The sequence below is a fragment of the Sporolactobacillus caesalpiniae genome (genome assembly GCF_040513385.1).
Classification (GTDB): domain Bacteria; phylum Bacillota; class Bacilli; order Bacillales; family Sporolactobacillaceae; genus Sporolactobacillus.
The window spans coordinates 287,308-308,048 of sequence record NZ_JBEVCB010000003.1 but is presented as its reverse complement, the minus strand read 5'-3'; the positions used below and the strand labels follow the sequence as shown (position 1 = coordinate 308,048).

The window sequence follows — 20,741 nt, the reverse complement described above, 5'->3', positions numbered from 1 at the left end:
TTTTCCGATCCCTTCCTTGGGTATACGCATCGTAAAATCCCATAGAGAGAAGGGTCTTAACTCATGAAATCATCAATTATCGGAGCCATTTACTTGGCGCTCGCCGCAGCGATTTGGGGCGGTATGTACGTTGTGAGCAAATATATCCTACAATTCATTGCACCGCTCGCGCTTGTCTGGCTCAGATACCTGCTCGCTTCGTTTCTTCTGTTTACCTTATTGTGGTTACAGCAACGGAGAACGCATCATCACCTGAAGTTGGGCAAAAAACAATGGCTGATGCTCCTTTGGATCGGATTCATTGGTTATTTTGTCTCGATTGCTTGCCAATTTATCGGTACGAAGCTTTCCGATGCGCACACCGGCGCCATGATTACGTCCGCGACACCGGCCTTTGTTGTCGTGTTCGCGCGCTTTGTATTGAAGGAAGCCTTCACTTTGCGGAAAATCATGTCGTTGATCGTAGCGACGAGCGGCGTGGTCCTGACCATTGGATTACCCGATCAATTCGGCGATTATTTTTGGGGCTGCATCGCTTTAGTCGTCGCTGCAATCACCTGGGCGCTGCTTTCCGTTTATGTTAAAAAAACGGCGGATGAACTCCCAGCGCTTTTGATTACAACCTACGCGATTTTCTTTGCGCTGATTTTCACCACACCATTCATGGTTCACGACTGGTCGACAGGAGCTGTTCATCTTGCCGACGGACGCGTAATCACCGGCGTCCTTTATCTGGGCATTGTTGCGACAGCCGGAGCATTTTTTCTATGGAATAAAGGGCTGACCATGATCGACGCGGGAGCAGGATCACTCTTTCTATTTTTTCAGCCGATTGTCGGCACACTGCTCGGCTGGCTCATTCTTGGCGAAAAGCTGTCCTTCAATTTCGCTGCCGGCAGCATACTCATTTTAGTCGGCGTGGCACTTGCCACCTTTGAGCGAAAGGCAAACAACAAATCAGTGAAGCTGTAACCATTCATTAAACTTGTAACTAAGTCATGTAATCTTGTAGCCAATCCAAAGAAAGTCGTAGCCAATTCATCAAAAGTTGTAGCCAATCATCGAACTCGTAACTAAGTCATGTAAACTTGTAGCCAATCTAAAGAAAGTCGTAACCAATTCATCAAAAGTTGTAGCCAATCATCGAACTCGTAACTAAGTCATGTAATCTTGTAGCCAATCTAAAGAAAGTCGTAACCAATTCATCAAAAGTTGTAGCCAATCATCAAACTCGTAACTAAGTCACGTAAACTTGTAACCAATCCAAAGAAAGTTGTAACTAATTCATCAAAAGTTGTAGCCAATCATCGAACTCGTAACTAATTAAACAAAAGTTGTAGCTAATCCAGAAAAAGTCGTAACTAATTCATCAAAAGTTGTAGCCAATCATCGAACTCGTAACTAAGTCATGTAATCTTGTAGCCAATCCAGAAATAGTTGTTACCAAATGCATAGAAAACGAGGAATGTCTCATGAAAAAGCGATTGAATTGACTTTAGAATTATGCGCGACCGCCTCCAGCCTTTCCTGTTTTTTGGGATTACATCACGTATAATTGGAGGCTTCAGCAATGAGAAATGAACAAGAAATGAAGAACTTAATCTTGGATCTGCCACAAAAAGATGAACGCATTCGTGCTGTGATCATGAATGGATCACGTACAAACGCAGACGCACCGCGCGACTGCTTTCAAGACTACGATATTGTCTATGTGGTCCGTGACGTTACTTCATTTACAGCAGACCATCATTGGGTCGATCGATTCGGCAAGCGGATCATCATGCAGATGCCTGACTTGATGGATATTGGAATTGGATCCGACCGTGTTGCCGAAGATGAATTCGCTTATCTGATGCTGTTCGAGGACGGAAATCGAATTGACTTGACACTCATGACATTGGAAAAAGCTAAGGCATGGGTGGATGGCGACAGCTTGAGCATTATTCTGCTTGATAAAGATGAACAATTTTTATCAGTGCCGCCCTCAGATGATCGTAATTATCGAATCATTCCGCCTAGCGCGAAACAGTTCGCTGATTGCTGCAACGAATTCCGGTGGGTGTCACCTTATGTCGCCAAAGGTTTGTGGCGCGGAGAAATTCCGTATGCAAAGACAATGCTTGAGCACTACGTCCGCGATATGATGCTGAAAATGCTTTCCTGGCACGCAGGGACACGCACCGGCTTTACGGTCAGTGCCGGAAAATGCGGCAAGTACTTGCCCCGTTATGTCGAGAAATCGGTGTGGCAAAACTACCTGCTCACCTATCCGGATGCTGAACCGGAGCATATCTGGCAGTCGTTGTTTCAAATGGGCGAGCTGTTTCGTACTTTGGCGAAGCAGGTAGCCGAACATTTCGGTTACACCTATGCGGAGGCTGAGGATCAACGCGTCTCAAATTATCTGAAGCATGTGCATGACCTGCCTGCTGATGCCAAGAACATCTTTTAACAAAGAAAAGGACGCTGACGCGCCCTTTTCTTTGTTGTTAAGCGATATATTTTTGCCGATACATCAATCCGGTCGACTCAATTTCAGGAATAATCATCCCTCAAATTTTTCTTCTTGGATTGCCACTTTGCCGCCCACCGTCCACGCGAAAATACCAATACCGAGAATACCAATGAACGAGCCGACAATAACAGCAATTGCCGATACATATTGAAACAGGACGCCATAGATGAACATCCCTAAAGGCTGCAAAGAGGTTGAGCCGACCATCAGAATCGTGAAAACGCGCCCCTGATAACTGGTGGGGATCGTTTTCTGCATATAGGTCGTTAACGGTACATTAACAAATACAAGTATAAGTGCCAAGACAAAGTTGACCATTCCAAAAATGGTTGTCGACACCCACGAATTCAGCTGTACGAGGAGCGGAATGATCACGAAAATGAGCGGAAGACCTTCAAACATTAACGACTTGCTGACCATGCCAATTGGATTGCTGTCAACAGTGAGCTTCGCCGCAAACAAACCACCTGCGACCATGCCCAAAGAGAACAGGGCTTCCGACAGGCTGTACTGGATATTCTGCATATGCAGCACATGAATCATCAAATAGGGGAAACCGACATTGAACACGCCGCACAGGAAATTAAGTACAGAGGCAACAAGAATCATCGAAAGAATCAATGGCCGCTTTTTCACATAGATCAGCCCTTGCTTCATCGATGACCACATCGATTCCGACTTTGCATTCGCTTGCTCTGCGACTTCAATCAAGTGAAAATTCATGGTTAGAACGATTAAGACAACGGCTATTTCAGCCACGATTTCGAAGTAAATGAACGCTTGGAACGGAACAAAAGCGAATACAACTCCGGCGGCAATCGGACCGACAATCATCGCAAGCGCATTTGCCGACTGTTCTAATGAGTTGAGTTGCTGGATGAATGGTTTGTCGACGAGTCGCGAAACGGCTGACAGATAGGTAACGCTGAAAATCCGCGCATTCAATCCAAGCGTCGCAACCATGATCAATACCATGAGATAGTGCCAGCTTCCTAGAATGGGAAAAAGGGAACTGTAGATGATAAGCAGCACGATACAACCGATTTGCGTCGTAATCATGACCCGCTTGTGATCATAATGGTCGGCGAGATAGCCGATCAGTGGCGAAAACACGATACCGATCAGAGGAACGATCAATAAAGTCGTGCCGAAATTCATCGCCGAACCTGTTAATTTCAATATGTACAGACTAATCGCAAAGTTGAAGAGCGAGCTGCTGAAGTTGCCGATAAAATCGCTGGTCACCGCTTTTTTAATCTGCAAACGTGATGCCCGCGCCAAGAAAGATTCTTGCTCCGTTTCCATCTTCTCATCTCCGGAAATGATTCATTAATTTCCAATTATAGACTTCACAAGTACATTTGGAAATAAATTTCCAAACATACAAAAAAAAGCCGGGCAAAAAGCACCTGGTCCTGACTTCCGCAGGATGCGGTGGCTTTCGCGTTGCATACAGGACGTATGCGTGCTTAGCGAAAGTTCCTTTTCCCTTACATTTTTAGCGAAAGCTCCTTACATACGAAAGCTCCTTTGCTCCAAATGCAGTTTTGAATCATTAACCTTGTGCTTAAACAGACATTTCTTAAATCATTTTGATCCTTAATTAAGTAACGCGGCCGGAATAAAATAAGCGGAGATTTTCCGGTTATTTGCATCCTGGCGCTTGTTTCACAGGTGCATAAGGGTAATTTTTCCGCTTATGCACAGAAAAACCCTCCATTTTCACGTTTTTCGATTTGATAAGCGGAATTTCTCCGTCTATTTAAGCGATTTTTTCATGCATTTTCTATTTAAACGGAATTTTTCCGCTTATTTCTAAGATTGGGCACTAACCTGATCGTCCAACCAAATCTTATGACCTTATCGTCGTAAATAGGGCATTTTATATTTTCATTCAAGCGGTGTCCCGTGCCCCTCAAGCGGGTCATGAATGTCTCTTACCCGTACAAAAAAGAGTGCGTTTTACTACCCGCACTCCTTGTTCCTATTCTCGTTACGCGTTCTGAGGCTGCGCCGCGCTCAATGCTTGTTTTGCGGTAATCAGTGCCAACTTATAGACATCATCTGCCGTGCATCCTCGTGAAAGGTCATTAACAGGTTTGTTCAATCCTTGCAGAATCGGTCCGATCGCAGTATAACCGCCGAGACGCTGCACCATTTTGTAGCCTATGTTGCCGGCATCAATATTCGGGAAAACAAACACGTTCGCCTTGCCGGCTATTGGAGAATCCGGTGCTTTCTTCGCCGCAACTTCCGGCACATAAGCCGCATCGAATTGCAGTTCGCCATCAATGAGCAAGTTAGGTTCCCTTTCCTTCACAATTCTCACCGCTTCGGTTACTTTATCTATAGAATAATCCTTTGCTGATCCCTTCGTAGAGAAGCTAAGCATGGCAATTCTCGGGTCAATACCAAACAATGTCGCCGTTTCCGCAGATTCCACAGCGATTTCCGCCAAGGTTTCGCTATCCGGTGATATATTAATACCGCAGTCGGCAAATACGAATTCTTTTTCTCCCTTAACAAGAATGAAGGAGCCCGATATACGTTTTTTTCCTGGCTGAGCTTTGATGATTTGCAGCGCCGGACGTACAGTTTCCGCCGTTGAATGGACTGCTCCGCTCACCAATCCGTCCGCTTTGCCCAAGTAAACAAGCATCGTTCCATAGTAGCATGGATCTTTTAACCACTCCGCAGCCTTCGCCTCATCGATCTTGCCCTTTCTGCGCGCAACAAGTGCGTCGATCATCGACTGCAGATCATCATCCGTGTCAGGATGCATGAATACAACCTTTTTCTCGTCGGCAAGCTTTTTCAACACATCGGACGCATCCTTAACTTTACCGATGAGAATCGGCACGATCAGTTCCTCTTCCGCTAAGGTTTGTACCGCTTCAACAATCCGTTCATCAGCACTTTCAGGAAAAATGATCGACGGTTTGCCCTTTTTTATTTCCGGCTTCAGTCTTTCGAACAAATCTGCCATTGTTCGATTCGCCCCCTCATTAAATTTAATCTATACTAAGTATAAACCAAAACAACCTGTCCTACATTTGGAAAGTTAATTTCATCCTCCGCTCCTAATGTATATCTATGCTATATGTAGTAAAGTAAGAATGAAGAAAAAATTAGCGAACGTTCTTGTGATATTGTCAACGTCTTTTTTTCATGGCTTTATACGAAACACCGCTAATCGTTACGATTTTATCATTTGTATATAAAAGAGGTGTTTAGAATGTCTGAAGCAGCTCAGACACTAGACGGATGGTACTGTCTTCATGATTTTCGAACCATTGACTGGTCGGAATGGAAATCGCAGTCCGAGTGGGAAAGGCAGCAGGCTTTGATGGAATTTAATCAGTTTTTCACCCAATCGGAATTAAATGAAGAGGAACGTGGCGGCAGCTTTGCGATGTATTCTGTCCTCGGTCAAAAAGCGGATTTTGTGATGATCTCACTTCGCCCTACCATGGACGAGCTTGGCGAATTGGAGACTCAGTTTGATAAATCATTGCTCGGTCAAGTCACCAGCCCCGCCTATTCATTCGTTTCAGTGGTAGAATTAAGCAATTATCTTGGCAAAGATGGCGGCGACCCGTACGCGAATCCGCGCGTGCAGCAACGCTTGAAACCGACTTTGCCGAAAACCGACTACTTTTGCTTCTATCCGATGGATAAAAAGCGAGAGCACGGTGACAATTGGTACATGCTCCCGATGGAAGATCGGAAAGAAATGATGAAGAGTCACGGGCAAATCGGCCGGAAGTATGCCGGGAAGATCCACCAAATCATCACCGGTTCTGTCGGTTTCGACGATTGGGAATGGGGCGTCACACTTTTTTCAAATGATCCCCTGCAGTTCAAAAAAATTGTCTACGAGATGCGTTTTGATGAAGCCAGCGCTCGCTTCGGCGAATTCGGGCCATTCTTCGTCGGCACGCAGCTGACCCAAGAACTGTTTAATCAGAGATTTTCTCTATAACTTAATTTATCAAGACCAGGGCCTGGAAACAGGTCCTTTTATTATGCAATTTGAGCCCGCTTTCCCGCTTTCCATGTCATGATTTGCCTTGCAACGCATAGGCTTTAAGTGTACGAAAATCGGAGAGCCCATACCTACCTGAAAATATGTTTCATTTTCCTTTCAAAAAGGAGGTGTTTACGGCTATGGCCGTGGTTCAACACACGTCAAATGATATTTCGCTGCTTGCCCGGCTGATGCGTGCGGAGGCTGAGGGCGACGGACAACTCGGGATGCTGATGGTCGGCAATGTCGGCGTGAACCGTGTGCTCGGGAACTGTCTTGATTTTGAAGGATTAAGAACGATCCAGCAAATGGTTTTCCAAAGTCCCGGCGGATTTGAAGCGACTCAAAAAGGTTATTTTTATCAAGCGGCGCGTTCGCAGGACAAACGTCTTGCCGAACGTACGCTTAAAGGTGAACGCTTTCATCCGGCATCGAACGCGCTTTGGTTTTTCCAACCTTCGGGTGCCTGCCCCGCCCAATGGTACAATCAGTGGAACACCGGACGCTTTAAAGCCCATTGCTTCTTCTCTCCCACTGAGTCGACTTGTCCAAACGTTTATTAATCATTTTATTGCTAAGGAGTGACTTTACTTATGGGTGTTCAATTTCCGCCAGACAGCTGGCCGTATGGTGCGTCATTCAGTCCCGATCCGGGTGCGCAGCCGGGCTGGGATGCTTCAAGACAGCAAACGGCGCCGCTACAGCCGAGCGGTACTTTTCCATTCCAAGGTCAATTGACCCAGCCGGCAGGCGTGCAGCAGCCCGTGGCCCAAACACTACCCTATCCCTATCCTGCGTACACAACCCCGGTTCCACAAACCGGTCAGCCGATCGTTCCTGGGGTACCGCAAGTTTTGCCGCTGCCCTTTGTTGAACAGTCGTATATTGAAAATATATTGAGACTGAATCTCGGCAAGACGGCCACTGTTTACTGCACGTTTGAAGGCAACAGCCAGTGGAACGCGAAGACATTTACCGGCACGGTCGAAGCGGCCGGACGCGACCATGTGATCATTGAGGATGAAGAAACCCGAGTACGCTATCTCATCCCAATGGTCTTCGTGAATTACTTCGAATTTACCGGACCGCTCAGCTATGAGTATCCTTATGGTCCGCAATCTCCGACCGGAAGATAACATTCTAGCAAAACGGAGCACTCCGCCTATGGCAGTGCTTCGTTTTTGTGTTTAGGTGTTACCAGCTATTTGCTCTTATCATTTTCCGTATACACGGTTCAAATCATTTGCCAGTTCATCTTTTAGTTTCCCGTGCTTTTTTTCATTAAACTGCTTGGCCTCATCATACCAATTAGATGAGTCATACAACCAAACAGGACCCTTTCTTCTCTCCTTTTTTTCCCATTCATATCTTGGAAAAATATGTGCATGTAAGAAAGCATCTGTATTTCCTAGAATATCATAGTTGATTCTAAGAGGATGGCAAACATGCATAATCGCGTCTCCTACTAGACTCATATCCGTTAGAAACTGCGAACGCTCATCAATTGTCAGATCGTTAAGGCTAAATACCGCTTTATTGGGAAGCAGTACACAATAACCGGGCAAAAACTGCGTATCTCCGATAACTGCAAAGCCGCTTTTCATTTTTGCTAGAACCATTGGGTTGGTCCCATTTTGAGCAGAATCAATCCTATTGTCTCTCCAATCCATGACACAGCCCTCCGCATCGTCCATTTACATCTCAGGATGAATTTCAAAAAAAGGAGCATGTCCGCTCTCTCCATATTATGTGGCAATCATGCACGCAAAGCAGCAATCACAATAAGCAGCCAGCTTGCGAGAAAAGCAACGCCGCCAATTGGTGTTATGGCTCCAAGCACGCGAACACCGCTCAGCGTCAGCACATACAAGCTGCCGGAAAAAAGAAGAATGCCGACTGTCATCAGCCATCCGGACCAAGAAAGCAACGTGCTCTGTCCGCTGAATACGGTTAATGCGAGGATGCCGATCACAATCAGTCCCAGCGCATGGTACATCTGATAATGAACTCCCGTTTGAAACACCGCCAAATCTTGTTCGGTGAGCCGCGTCTTCAATACATGCGCCCCGAATGCACCAAACGCGACAGACAGGAAAGCTAAAACAGCGCCAATGATGATAAAAACTTTCATGAGCTCAGTCCTCTCAAAAATGATTCTTTTTTCATTCTAGCATCTATCTAATGGTCCGTCGCATGTGCGGCTCGGAGAAGCGCTCATAGATTAGCAGTATTCAAGATTTTATCGGGCGCTTTGGTCGATTTATCGAGCGTTTCCCGGTTTTTATCGAGCGCTTTGAAAACTTTATCGAGCGTTTCAAAAATTTTATCGAGCGCTTTCCCTTTTTATTGTGGTTTTTCGCATCTTAACTTTTTGAAACCAAGCTACTGTACACATTCCCTGCTGACAAAAAAACTACGTTAGATACCTTCATAAAAAAATAATCCCCATTTATCTCACTTCTTTTTCATTAAGCATCCTGGTCCTTCATTAAAATAAACGGAGATTTTCCGGTTAGTTGCATCATGGCGCTTGTTTCGCGGGTAAATAAGGGTAATTTTTCCGTTTATTCAAAGAAAAGCCCTCTATTTTCACGTTTTTCGATTCAATAAGCGGAATTTATCCGTCTATTTAAGCTATTTTTTCGTTTATTTTCTAAATAAGCGGAATTTTTGCACTTATTTATTAGATTGGGTGCTTACCTGGTCGTCAAAACGTATCTTATGATCTTATCGTCGTTACCAGCAGGACAATATGCTGAACTTTCTTTACTTGAAAAAAAAGCTGCGCGCACTTCAGCCGCAGCCTTTCCTCTCACTATTTATTTATCTATCCCAATATTTTTTGTAGATCGCTTGTGTACCACTGTTTTCTTCGCCTTTTTCAGCCAGCTCATCATAGATCTTCTTGGACAATGCAAGTCCCGGTGTGTTCAGACCCATCGCTTCAGCAGATTCGAGCGCGATTCGCTCATCTTTAATCAAATGCTTGATATAAAAACCAGGTTCGAAGTCGCCTTTCAGCATACGCGGGCCGAGATTGGTCAACGACCAACTTCCGGCCGCGCCTGTCTCGATGCTCTCCATCACTTTATCGGTATCAAGTCCGGCGTGCTTCGCGTAACTGAGTGCTTCGGCGACGCCGATCATGTTTGAGGCGATGGCAATCTGGTTTGCCATTTTGGTATGCTGACCCGAGCCGGCTTTTCCCTGGTAGACAATTTTCTGTCCCATGGCTTGAAAGACAGGTGCCAAGTCCTCAGCATCTTTCGGATCGCCGCCGATCATGATCGACAAGGTACCGTTTTGTGCGCCGACATCGCCGCCGGAAACCGGAGCATCGAGCGCGTGCAGTCCTTTTTCAGCAGCCGCTTGATGAATTTTTTCCGCAAGCTGTGGTGATGAGGTTGTCATATCGATCAGATAGGTGCCCTTTGCAGCATGGTCAATAATCCCGTCATCAAAATAGACGGAAGCAACATCCTTGGGGTAGCCAACCATTGTGATAACGGCACCCGCTCCTTCGGCAGCTTCCGCAGGACTGGATTTCCAAACAGCACCTTCTTCAATGAGGTCATCCGCCTTGCTTTTCGTTCGATTGTACACATGCAGCGTGAAACCAGCTTTCATCAGATTACGGATCATGCCCTTGCCCATGACCCCGGTTCCAATAAATCCAATCGTCTTTACCGTCATTCAGCTCACTCGCTTTCCTATCAACTCTAGGTTAACGATAGCATGAACAGTACCTGTTTTCACGTTATATGCAAGACACTCAAACTTTTTGAATCTGGAAAAAGTGGGTAAATACCCATGGATATTGCGGCATCGCGAAATTAAGCTGCCAAGTACCGATACCGCCGATCCGTGAATTATAGACAATCTGCGCCTTTTCAAACAGACTGCGCACATCCTCAAACCAGACGACACGGTTCTGCCCGTTGTCGTCTGTATAATAGAAGTAAGCGGATTGATCCGCCGTCGAATAGTTGATCGGCACTTGTTCACTCATAGCGAGATTAATCGCTGCCTGATACGTAATTGCCCGGCCGGGATTCTGACTGGAAAAAGGGATCGGCCAATCATAACCGTAAAAAGGCGTGCCCATGATGATCTTACTGCGATCCATAACGCTTGCCGCATAATTTACCGTAGCGATGACATCTTGGACAGGCGCGGTCGGACCGGGTTCGCTGCCCACATAGTGCCAGTCATAAGCCATAATGAAAAATTGATCGACAATCGCTCCGATTGCTGCATAATCATAGCCGCGCACCCATGGCACCGTATCGTCCGTCTTGGCAGGGACTGCGATACTAAGATTAAGTCCGGCCGCCTGTGTGCGCTGCTGCAATGCCTGCAGGAACATAACAAAAGCGTTCCGATCTGCAGGTAGCACACCTTCAAAGTCAACATTGATTCCGCCATACCCATTTGACGTTGCAAAATTGATCATATTGTCGATTAAACGTTGCTGCACATCCGGCGTGTTCAGCACACGCTGAACGAGGGCTGAATTAAATCCCGTCTCGGTCAGATTCGTTACGGTAATCACCGGCGTGACCCGTCCGCGCCATGACGCAAGTACGGCCGCATTGTCATTGAGCGGGCTCAAATCACCATTCCAATTAAAATGCGTCTCGAAAATGCCAATATACGTAAGGTATGGTGCATTGTCCGAAATAACCGACTGATCAAGTGCCGGCGTGCGTAGCTGTGTATAACTGAAGTGTGTGGCCACACGCCGTTCAATCTCCGGGATGTTAATTTTTTGACCGGGACTTAAACGCTCAGGATTGATCCCTGGATTCGCTTGGCGCAGCGCACTTAACGGGACATACGCCATGCGCGAGATTGTCCAAAGACTGTCGCCCGGCTGTACTGTATAAACATCACTCGTCACGAGCAGCGCCTGACCGGTCACGATGTTGGTCGCGGTCAGTCCATTTGCCGCTCTTAGTGTATTTACAGGAATATCAAATTTCTGGCTGATTCCAAATAGTGAATCTCCAGCCCTCACTGTATAAACAAACATAGTTCCACCCTTCCCGCACCCGTCATTTGCGGGCGTCCTCATGCCGCAGATGCATAGGCATTTCACACTAGTTTATTCAGTGCATGCGAAACGGTTCCGAAAGAGGCTATAGATTCGAATTAAAAAAAAGGTTATCATTAAATTTGCCGCGAGAATTATTTATTGAAGCGGCAACACTTACTGCACGCCAAAATGAACGAACCTAGGCTGTAGTTCATAGTCTATAGAAAGTACGGAAAGAAATGAGGGTTATTTATGGCTGAATTCATCCCATCACGGCAGGTTCAATCGCTGCCTGCCAATTATTTTACGAGTATGGATCACCGTATCGATTCGGTAGTCAAGCAAGGCATCGATGTCATTCATCTTCATACCGGCAGTCCGGATCAGCCGACTCCCAAACCAATTATCCAAGCAATGAATCAAGCGGCACAGCTTCATGAAAATCAAGGCTATCCTCCGGCTGGCGGCAAACTGTCGCTTAAGAAGGCAATCAGTGAATTTTATATGCGTGAATACGGTGTTTCCGTTGATCCTGAGACGGAAGTCACGGTCTTCGACGGCGCAACCGTAGCCATCTCGGCACTGCCTCAAGCGATGCTTAATCCTGGCGACGTCATGCTGACGACTGATCCCGGCTATCCGCTCTATTTTGTTTGCCCGGGGCTGGCCGGCGCTGAAACCTACGGAATCCCGTTTCGCGCTGAAGATGATTTTTTACCCGATTATAAAACCATTCCTGAAAAGGTATTGAAAAAATCTCATCTATTAATGTTGAACTATCCAAACAACCCGACCGGAGCAATTGCGACCAAAGATTTTTTTGCGGATACCGTTCGTTTTTCTAAGGAGCATCATATTCCGGTCGTTCACGACTTTGCCTACGCCGCCTTTGGCTTCGATAGCAATCGCCCGCTCAGTTTTCTGCAAACTCCGGGTGCAAAGGAACAAGGCATCGAAGTTTACACGTTATCGAAAACGTATAATATGGCCGGATTCCGAGTCGGCTTTGCTGTCGGCAACGCATCGATCATTCGCGCGCTCAGCCAATTCCATGATATCGATCATTCAGATGTGCCGAGCGCGATTCAAGATGGCGTTGCCGCGGCGCTTCTCGGCCCGCAGCAATCGGTTCAAGAGTTATGCGCGCTCTATGAACGACGCCGAAATATCCTCGTCTCAAGTTTCCGCGCCATTGGCTGGGATGTGCGGGCGCCGAAAGGCTCGTTTTTCTGCTGGTTCAAGGTTCCGGAAGGCTATACGTCCGAAACCTTTGCCGATGCCCTGCTCGAACGCGCGCATGTCGCGGTGGCACCAGGCGCAGGATTTGGCGCCCACGGCGATCAATTTGTTCGCGCCGGATTGCTCGAATCCGAGGAACGCCTGAAGGAAGCTGCGGAACGGATCAAGGCTTCCGGAATTCTCGATGAGACACCTGTACAAAATTAACAGATTAATCAAAAGAACTTTTCCCAGCATTCATTGGGAAAAGTTCTTTTGATTAAATAACGTGGTAACCCATCAGCACAATGACAATCAGCAAAACTGCGATTAGAACAAGAAAGAGCCATGATGATTCTTTCTTCTTACGCTTACCCATCGCCACTTCCATAAGTCCGATTAAAGCAAAGGAAAGCACGCCTTTAATGGTCGGCATCAGTGGAAAATGAATGATAAACAGCATGACCACTCCGGTTATGATCATAACTAAGTAAGCTGTCCGCAGGATCATACTCCACACTTTTTGCGCCGTGAAAAGATAGCTTAAGATAAAAAAGATGACTACAAGACCCCAGACAAGGCCATGGATTAGCAACAAGGTATGCATGTCATTTCCTCTTTTCAGTTTATAAATCAATCACTAGACTTGTCTCTATTTTATCATGATGACACATTTTTCCCAGTTTTTACATGATCGCAACAAAAAAAACACGAGTGTCACGCACTCGTGTTTTTTATCATTCGACCTCTTAATCCTTGTGACGCGACAGATCACATTGGTCAAGCGGAATCAATTTTGACTTCATCTTCCATTTGGCGATCAGCCAGACAGCAAGGAAAATCGGAATGCCGATATAGGCTGCAATGATGCCGCCCCAATCAATATGACCACCGGAAAAGGCACCGAAACTCTGCCCGATCACAACCACCATACATACCGCAAACGCAAACAACGGACCAAACGGGAACCACTTCGCCCGATAAGGCAAGTCGCTGAGTTTACCGCCTTGAGCTACATAGGCGCGGCGGAACCGATAGTGGCTGATTGCGATGCCGAGCCAAGCGATAAAGCCGCACATTCCCGAAGCACTCAGCAGCCAGTTGTAAACAATGCCGTCGCCGAATCCTGAGGCAAAGAATGCGAGCAGCCCGAATGCCGCAGTGACAACAAGCGACCAAATTGGAATTCCGTTCCGTGTGACATAACCGAGGAACCTTGGTGCCTTTCCTTCCTTAGCCAAAGCGTAGAGCATACGCGTCGAGGCGTAAAGTCCGGAATTTCCTGCAGACAGCACCGCCGTTAAAATAACGGCATTCATCACCGATGCGGCAATGGCAAGCCCTGCTCTTTGAAACACAAGTGTAAAAGGACTGACCATCACCGAATCCGATGCGGACAGATTATGACTCGTGTAGGGAATGATCATTGCAATAACAAAGATGGCTAAAATATAAAACAGTAAGATGCGCCAGAAAATTGTGTTCATTGCTTTCGGGACACTTTTTTCCGGGTGTTCGCTTTCCCCGGCACTTACACCAAGCAGCTCCGTCCCCTGAAAGGAGTAGCCGGCCGCAAGGAACACACCAAATGCTGCCAGAAAGCCGCCGTGGAAAGGTGCATCACCAACTGTGAAATTTTGAAATCCAGGAACGCCTCCTCCAAGCACGCGAAAAATCATTAACAATCCGAGAATTATAAAAATGATGACGGTAGCCACTTTTATGAATGCGAACCAGTACTCCGACTCACCATATCCTTTTACGGTCAGTGCATTCAGCAGGAAGATGATGAGCAGGAAGATACCGTTCCAAAGAATAGATGGGCTGTTCGGAAACCAAAATTTCATGATCAGCGTAGCCGCTGACAGCTCACTTGCGATCGTAATCGCCCAGTTGTACCAATAGTTCCAACCAAGCGCGAAACCAAACGACGGATCGACAAAACGCGTTGCGTAGGTGCTGAATGAGCCGCTGGTGGGCATGTACGTCGCAAGCTCGCCAAGGCTGGTCATGAGAAAATAGACCATGATCCCTGTTAATCCATACGCGAGCAGCGCGCCGCCCGGACCGGCCGTATAGATTGCGTTTCCGCTGGCGAGGAATAGCCCTGTTCCGATCGCGCCGCCAAGCGCGATCATCGTCAAATGACGCGACTTCAATCCCCGTCTTAATTGATTATTTCTCTTCTGTTGCATTTTTCTCTCTCCCTCTCTGTATTTCGGGGAGATATGTGAAGAATAGAGTTATGGTTACTAAAAACGCCCGTCAAGGCAAACTAATGCCTTCGGCGGACGAGAAACTTTTATAGTAAAAATGAATAAGATCTGCATCATTACAGGCTTATTGATCCATTTACTCCTCGCACATCTTCCGCCGATAGCACACCACATGCCTAAAACGCATGTGACAGTCCCGTCCCTTTCGGAAACGGACCCAGCGCACTCGGGCAAGAGAATCCGAATGCACTTCGGCAGCAGTTCCTTACACGTATCGTCCGGCGTCTCTTCGCCTCGGATGCACTTATCTTAACTGCCGCGCCTCTACCCCCTCGTGATCTTGTGAGGAGATGTTGTTTTTCAACAACAGGTTCTATTCTACCTTTATTGAAAATGATTATCAACCGGAAATGATCTCCTGTTCCTTTAAAAATTACTTTTAAAAAATTTCACAACTTGGTTGATCTGAAGTTCCTCTCTAAAAGGCACATATAGAAGCGTCACCGCACCAGCAATGACTATGCCAAAAAGTAAGAAGATCCATTGAAGGGGCAGATATCCGGTTAAGAATGAGCCGAATAATGTACCTAGAGGAACTGTACAAGAACTGAGCATTGAACCGAAGCTGTTCACTCGTCCTCGTTTATCGTCGTCCGTAATTAATTGAAAAGTCGTTCCAATGCCGATGCTGGCAAAACTGATTCCGAGCCCCAATAGTCCGAAAAAAAGAATAAACAGAATTAATCCTGGAAAAATCCCTGACAAAATAAGCGATACACCCTCAAAGATAAGCCCTGCAACGGCGAGCCTAATCTGACTACGAATGTGTCCGAAAAGAATCACTATGCTGCCTAATAAAGCCCCGACAGAAATCGATGCCTCAATCCAGCCCACCCCTGTTGATCCAAAGTTTAGCTGTTTACTTGTAAAAATAATCAAAACATCAAGCGGTGCGAGAAAGAAATTAATGATCACACCGCCCACTAACGTAAGAAATAAAAGTCGTTTCATATGAATCGTATAGACAAGCCCTTCCTTAAATTTGAATACGAACGATTCATGCTGCTTCGCTTGAGTCACTCTAGGAATTTTTAAGAACAGAGAAAAAATAAATGAAACAAGAAAGGAAAGACCATTTAGAGCAAACACTGAACCAATGGAAAGAAATGTAATGAGAAAGCCACCGACCACCGGACCGAGTATCGCCGATATACGCCGAATAAACTCAAAAATTGCATTTCCTTTTGATAAACCAGCCTTATCCAAAATGAGTGGAACTGTGGCGGATAGAGCAGGATTAAAGAAAGCATCCATGACTGAGATGATGACAAGACATAGATTAATGATCACCAGTGAAAAATAGCCTTCAAAGGTGAGTAATGCAACAAGAAACATGATGCATGCGCGCACCGCATCTGAAATCATCACCATCTGTTTTTTTATATTTCGGTCAGCGAGCACGCCCGCGAAGGGCATAACAAGAATGGCCGGAAGCGTCATGCAGATCACACTCATCCCAAGTGACATCGCGGAACCTGTTTGTTTCATAATCGTCCACATCAGACCAACGTAATAAATTTGATCGCCAAATATAGAAATACCCTGCCCTGTTAGTAGAATTAAAAATTGACGGTTGCGTACCCAGAGACTCATGATCGACACCTCTTATTTTGATATTAATAAAATAACTAATTTCATCACAATCGAATATGTAATTAAAAAAAGGCAAAAGGACGCTGCCTAATCTTTAATTAGTGATTGAAGCATTTGATCCATCAGCTTTTTTATTTGGTCATTTCTTACCTCGTAGTATACTCGATTTTCACTCCGCACCGGCCTGACTAAATCATAAGATGCCAGTAAGGATAGATGGTGTGAAATGGTCGAATTGGATAAATTCAACCGCTTGCCCAATTCATAACCGTACAAAGGACTTCGATTAAGTAAGCGGATAATGCTCAAACGCTTTTCGTCAGCAAGCACTTTAAATGCTTGATCCACCTTATCTTTATCTGCCGAATATGCTGGCTCTTCGAAAGGAAGCTGCCTAGTGCCAAAAAGAAACAGGCAAAAGCTGTCTGTGCTGGTGGTAAAGGACCATTGATCATAGAATACGGACGGCGCCAAAACGACTTCATCCATTTGATCAACAGGCATTTGATATTTTTTTGACACCCGCGTCAAAAAAGAAGATTTCCCATGCGATTCAGCAAAATTTTTGACACGGTTGAGTACTGCTTGTTGCGTTTCTAAAAACTCCTCGAATTCATCGTTCATTAAATCATAGAACTTCCGCAAAAGCTGAATCATTCGCTGTTTCGTTTCTTCTTTGTGCACGTATAAATAAAGCAGCTTCCACTTTTCCTGCTCCGGTAAGTTACTTTGATCAATTGCTATTGTTGTTGTGCTTAAATGATCAGGATCAACGCTGTCCCCCGATCCATAACCCGTATGAAGAAAATAAGCAAACCATTCATGAGCATCAAGCTTTGCCAGTGCTTGTAAAAAGAGGTCCACATCGTGATAAGCCTTTGCTTCCCAGGCATAACGAATGAGGGTCAGGCCAAGATAACTCTCGTAACTAAAAAACACTTCTAATTCGTCTTTTACGTTAGAAGGTAGAAGCAATCGCCTCTGATCGACCCATTGCTTTAATTGAATCGCTTTGCCTTTGATCATTACAACATCATCCGACTGAATCTGATCCGGTGTTGCGACGCGAAACATCGCTGCAAGCAATTCAAATACCGGAGAGGTTACATAATGAACTTCAGGTTTTTTTTCCATTTCATCGCCTCAATCACAATAAATTGAACTTATTTTCGATAAATATAAAATATGATATTTCATGATAATCGAATTATAACATAAATTTATACTGCCCTTTCAAAGAATTTAATTTTAAGGGTTAAATTTGTGTATTCATAACTTACGATCCGCAATGAGCGGACATGGTTTAAAATCACAGCAAACATTTAAAAGTGGCCTCTTCAATTATCGCCCTTGATAAACTTCAAATCGGTAGTGCTGTCCGGTTGGATTCGCTTTTCCCGCATCGACCGCCGATAAGAATAGTTCTTTCGGCCGGACCCATAGTTTCCGCTCGCCATACATGGCTCGGTAAACAACCATTTCTCTTTCCGTTTCCGAGTCGATTGCGACAGCCTCGACATAATAGAGTTTCCCTTTAAAATGACGGTAAAGTGTATGTACCTGAATAGCTCTCATATGGTGAATGCACTCCTATCGAAAATGCCTAGGGTCAATGATTCGGCCATAGCCTACTTACATTCATTAGTTTCAGTCCGTCAAAGTCCAATCGGTACAGATCGGGTTTAGACGTCTGAAGTAAAAAATTCAAGTCGTACGAATAATCAAAGTAACCCATCATTAACGTCATAACTGCGCCGTGTGTCCCAATGGCGATTTTCTTTCCTTGGTATGTGTTTATCAGGTTTAAAAGCACTCGAACCGCTCTCCGCTGGCACGCTTCGCTCGACTCTCCTCCGAGCAAGGTGTACTTAGGATCGTGAAATGATCTTATTAACAAATCAGATAGTTCATCTTTAGATAAAGGGCGGTTATCCGAAGTAAACATCCGTTCCTTAAGATCTTCAAACCTAATGATCTTTTTCCCTAATGACCGCGCCAGTTCTTGCATCGTTAGAAGTGCTCGTTCATATGGACTTGAAACAAAAACGTCAATCGCCTCATTCTTTAACAAAAGCGTAACTTGATGTGCATCAAGCATTCCTTGAGCAGTTAGTCCTCTTGTTCGTTCATTCCGATCATTTTTCGGTGATTCGCCATGCCGAACCATATAAACAACTGTTTTCATCTTATCCTCACATTTTGGGTTTGGTATCATTCATTAATAATCGAAAGCAATTCTGAGAGGTTCTTGATATAATAATCCGCATCGGCTGCCAATCGTTATTTCACCGGCTCTTCCTGATCGGCTTGATACGCGGCAATTGCTTCCATAAACGCTCGTCCGTATTTCTCCAGCTTCTGCTGACCGACACCCTTGATCATTAGGAAGTCATGATCGGTTGCCGGAAGCCGCGCACTCATTTCTCGCAGCGATTGATCGGAGAAGATAATATACGGCGGAACAAATTCTTTTTGCGCCAGCTCTTTGCGCACCTGCTTGAGTACATCAAAGAGTGCGTCATCCACGGCGAGTCGTTCCGCACGGACGCGTCCTTTTTTCAGGACCTTCTCTTCTCCTTTGAGTACCGGCAGCGACCGGTCACTTAAAGCGAGCACCGGAAAAGCGCCGCCTTGCTGCATAAGGTATTGCTCAGCGGTTAGAAAATCAATAAATTCGCTGATCTGCTTTTGCGTTCGGTCCTTCATAATGCCGTATGTCGGCAGCCGGTCAAGCCGAAAAGAGAGCAGTTTTTGATCCGATGCTCCGGCAAGCACTTTAGCGACCATCGTCTTTCCATAGCGCTCGCGCAGGCGCTTGACGCAGGATAATACCTTCTGCGCATCGATCGTTACATCTGATTTTTCGCGTATATCGAGACAGTTGCCGCAATGGCTGCACGGCTCGGGATTCCGCTCACCAAAATAGCGCAGGATATAGCCTTGAAGACAGGTTTCCGTATGGCAGTAACCGATCATTTGATCCAATTTATGGTACTCTGCCTTCTTCAGTGCGTCATCCATTTCAGACTGATCAATAAAAAACTTCTGCAGCCGAATATCCTGCGGCGCAAACAAAAGAATACAGTCACTTTTTTCGCCGTCACGTCCCGCGCGCCCCGCCTCCTGGTAATAGGCTTCTATGTTGCGCGGCATATTGTAGTGAATCACAAAGCGGACATTCGACTTATTAATCCCCATTCCGAAAGCATTGGTTGCGACAAGCACCGTCAGATCATCATAAAGGAACCGCTCTTGACTGGAAGCGCGCTCCTGTTCGGAAAGCCCGGCGTGATAACGGCCAACAGCCAGTCCCTTCTGCGCGAGCCGCGCATACAACCGGTCCACTTCCTTACGTGTCGCCGCATAAACGATTCCCGGCTGATCACGGTTCGTCTTCAAATAATCCAACAAAAAGGTGTCCGCATTCTGACCACGGATCACCTGAAAGTTCAAATTTTCACGTGCAAATCCTGTTGCCACCACACCATCCGAAGCAATACCGAGCAGCTGACGAATATCTGCCGTCACATTCGGTGTAGCCGTTGCCGTGAGCGCGACAACAGTAGGCTTTTGCTCAAATCGGGTGATCATTGCAGGTATGGAGCGGTAGCTTGGCCTGAAATCATGCCCCCACTGCGAAATGCAGTGCGCTTCATCAATGGCAACGAGTGATACACGCATGCGCTCCAGAGCACGAACAAAGTTTGGAACTTCCAGTCGTTCCGGCGCAATGTAGACCAGCGTGTACTCGCCTCTTGACGAAGCGGCAAGCCGTTCTCTAACTTCCGAAAAACTCAAAGAACTGTTTATGTAAGTCGCGTGAATGCCCGCATTTTCAAGTGCGTCGACCTGATCCTTCATCAAGGAAATGAGCGGCGAGATCACGAGTGTCACTCCTGAAAAAAGCAGTGCCGGAATCTGATAACAGAGCGACTTTCCGCCGCCGGTCGGCATGATGCCAACCGTATCCCGACCATCCATCAACCGAGAGATGATTTGATCCTGCCCTTTTCGAAATTGATCATAGCCAAAATATTTTTTAAGCGCTTGATGAGCTGCGTCGACCATCAATGAAAC

At 45.9% G+C, this 20,741-nt stretch carries 19 protein-coding genes and 1 riboswitch; of the genes, 6 read left to right on the top strand and 13 right to left on the bottom strand.

Annotated features, from left to right (window positions below; all coding sequences use genetic code 11):
- Nucleotides 1–63 precede the first annotated feature (63 nt).
- Nucleotides 64–972, top strand: a complete 909-nt coding sequence (locus tag ABWW58_RS07440) for a DMT family transporter (protein WP_353868524.1) — start codon at nucleotides 64–66, stop codon at nucleotides 970–972.
- A 598-nt stretch (nucleotides 973–1,570) separates the two neighbouring features.
- Nucleotides 1,571–2,452 carry an aminoglycoside 6-adenylyltransferase gene (locus tag ABWW58_RS07435; RefSeq protein WP_353868523.1) on the top strand — a complete coding sequence of 294 codons (882 nt, stop codon included), beginning with the start codon at nucleotides 1,571–1,573 and terminating at the stop codon, nucleotides 2,450–2,452.
- 93 nt (nucleotides 2,453–2,545) lie between these two features.
- Here the strand turns inward: ABWW58_RS07435 and ABWW58_RS07430 are convergent, their stop codons facing one another.
- Together ABWW58_RS07430 and pta are read right to left on the bottom strand one after the other, a co-directional pair.
- Complete coding sequence (locus tag ABWW58_RS07430) at nucleotides 2,546–3,820, bottom strand: MFS transporter (protein ID WP_353868522.1); 1,275 nt, start codon at nucleotides 3,818–3,820, stop codon at nucleotides 2,546–2,548.
- Between the two features lie 688 nt (nucleotides 3,821–4,508).
- Nucleotides 4,509–5,501, bottom strand: coding sequence for a phosphate acetyltransferase (pta, locus tag ABWW58_RS07425; RefSeq protein WP_353868521.1), 993 nt, complete (start codon nucleotides 5,499–5,501; stop codon nucleotides 4,509–4,511).
- Nucleotides 5,502–5,750: 249 nt separating this feature from the next.
- On the opposite strand from pta, the gene hemQ reads away from it, so the two are divergent.
- From hemQ to gerQ, 3 genes are all read left to right on the top strand, one after another.
- The gene (gene hemQ / locus ABWW58_RS07420; protein WP_353868520.1) at nucleotides 5,751–6,497 is read left to right on the top strand and encodes a hydrogen peroxide-dependent heme synthase; all 747 of its coding nucleotides are present in this window, start codon (nucleotides 5,751–5,753) and stop codon (nucleotides 6,495–6,497) included.
- A 185-nt stretch (nucleotides 6,498–6,682) separates the two neighbouring features.
- A complete protein-coding gene (locus ABWW58_RS07415) occupies nucleotides 6,683–7,105 on the top strand; it encodes a cell wall hydrolase (protein ID WP_353868519.1) in 423 nt (140 codons plus the stop codon).
- A 30-nt stretch (nucleotides 7,106–7,135) separates the two neighbouring features.
- Entirely contained in the window at nucleotides 7,136–7,678 is a 543-nt protein-coding gene (gene gerQ, locus ABWW58_RS07410) for a spore coat protein GerQ (protein ID WP_353868518.1), read from the top strand.
- Between the two features lie 78 nt (nucleotides 7,679–7,756).
- Here gerQ and ABWW58_RS07405 read toward each other — a convergent pair whose 3' ends face one another.
- The 4 genes from ABWW58_RS07405 to ABWW58_RS07390 all read right to left on the bottom strand — a co-directional run bounded on the left by ABWW58_RS07405 (nucleotide 7,757) and on the right by ABWW58_RS07390 (nucleotide 11,574).
- Entirely contained in the window at nucleotides 7,757–8,212 is a 456-nt protein-coding gene (locus ABWW58_RS07405) for an HIT family protein (RefSeq protein ID WP_353868517.1), read from the bottom strand.
- Between the two features lie 86 nt (nucleotides 8,213–8,298).
- The gene (locus ABWW58_RS07400) at nucleotides 8,299–8,673 is read right to left on the bottom strand and encodes a DUF423 domain-containing protein (RefSeq protein ID WP_353868516.1); all 375 of its coding nucleotides are present in this window, start codon (nucleotides 8,671–8,673) and stop codon (nucleotides 8,299–8,301) included.
- A 692-nt stretch (nucleotides 8,674–9,365) separates the two neighbouring features.
- Complete coding sequence (locus ABWW58_RS07395; RefSeq protein WP_353868515.1) at nucleotides 9,366–10,235, bottom strand: NAD(P)-dependent oxidoreductase; 870 nt, start codon at nucleotides 10,233–10,235, stop codon at nucleotides 9,366–9,368.
- Between the two features lie 79 nt (nucleotides 10,236–10,314).
- Nucleotides 10,315–11,574 carry a glycosyl hydrolase family 18 protein gene (locus ABWW58_RS07390; RefSeq protein ID WP_353868514.1) on the bottom strand — a complete coding sequence of 420 codons (1,260 nt, stop codon included), beginning with the start codon at nucleotides 11,572–11,574 and terminating at the stop codon, nucleotides 10,315–10,317.
- A 255-nt stretch (nucleotides 11,575–11,829) separates the two neighbouring features.
- Between ABWW58_RS07390 and ABWW58_RS07385 the strand changes: the two genes are divergently transcribed.
- Nucleotides 11,830–13,023, top strand: a complete 1,194-nt coding sequence (locus ABWW58_RS07385) for an aminotransferase class I/II-fold pyridoxal phosphate-dependent enzyme (RefSeq protein WP_353868513.1) — start codon at nucleotides 11,830–11,832, stop codon at nucleotides 13,021–13,023.
- A 52-nt stretch (nucleotides 13,024–13,075) separates the two neighbouring features.
- Here the strand turns inward: ABWW58_RS07385 and ABWW58_RS07380 are convergent, their stop codons facing one another.
- The 7 genes from ABWW58_RS07380 to recQ all read right to left on the bottom strand — a co-directional run bounded on the left by ABWW58_RS07380 (nucleotide 13,076) and on the right by recQ (nucleotide 20,732).
- Nucleotides 13,076–13,402: a DUF1516 family protein gene (locus ABWW58_RS07380; protein WP_353868512.1), complete on the bottom strand. Its 327-nt coding sequence runs from the start codon at nucleotides 13,400–13,402 to the stop codon at nucleotides 13,076–13,078.
- 142 nt (nucleotides 13,403–13,544) lie between these two features.
- Entirely contained in the window at nucleotides 13,545–14,990 is a 1,446-nt protein-coding gene (locus tag ABWW58_RS07375; RefSeq protein ID WP_353868511.1) for an amino acid permease, read from the bottom strand.
- A gap of 174 nt (nucleotides 14,991–15,164) precedes the next feature.
- Nucleotides 15,165–15,346, bottom strand: a riboswitch (Lysine riboswitch).
- A 91-nt stretch (nucleotides 15,347–15,437) separates the two neighbouring features.
- Nucleotides 15,438–16,664: an MFS transporter gene (locus ABWW58_RS07370; protein WP_353868510.1), complete on the bottom strand. Its 1,227-nt coding sequence runs from the start codon at nucleotides 16,662–16,664 to the stop codon at nucleotides 15,438–15,440.
- A gap of 87 nt (nucleotides 16,665–16,751) precedes the next feature.
- Nucleotides 16,752–17,798: an ArsR/SmtB family transcription factor gene (locus ABWW58_RS07365; protein ID WP_353868509.1), complete on the bottom strand. Its 1,047-nt coding sequence runs from the start codon at nucleotides 17,796–17,798 to the stop codon at nucleotides 16,752–16,754.
- 207 nt (nucleotides 17,799–18,005) lie between these two features.
- Complete coding sequence (locus ABWW58_RS07360; protein ID WP_353868508.1) at nucleotides 18,006–18,239, bottom strand: DUF1653 domain-containing protein; 234 nt, start codon at nucleotides 18,237–18,239, stop codon at nucleotides 18,006–18,008.
- Nucleotides 18,240–18,273: 34 nt separating this feature from the next.
- Nucleotides 18,274–18,849: a histidine phosphatase family protein gene (locus ABWW58_RS07355; protein WP_353868507.1), complete on the bottom strand. Its 576-nt coding sequence runs from the start codon at nucleotides 18,847–18,849 to the stop codon at nucleotides 18,274–18,276.
- A gap of 95 nt (nucleotides 18,850–18,944) precedes the next feature.
- The gene (recQ, locus tag ABWW58_RS07350) at nucleotides 18,945–20,732 is read right to left on the bottom strand and encodes a DNA helicase RecQ (protein WP_353868506.1); all 1,788 of its coding nucleotides are present in this window, start codon (nucleotides 20,730–20,732) and stop codon (nucleotides 18,945–18,947) included.
- Between the last annotated feature and the right edge of the window lie 9 nt (nucleotides 20,733–20,741).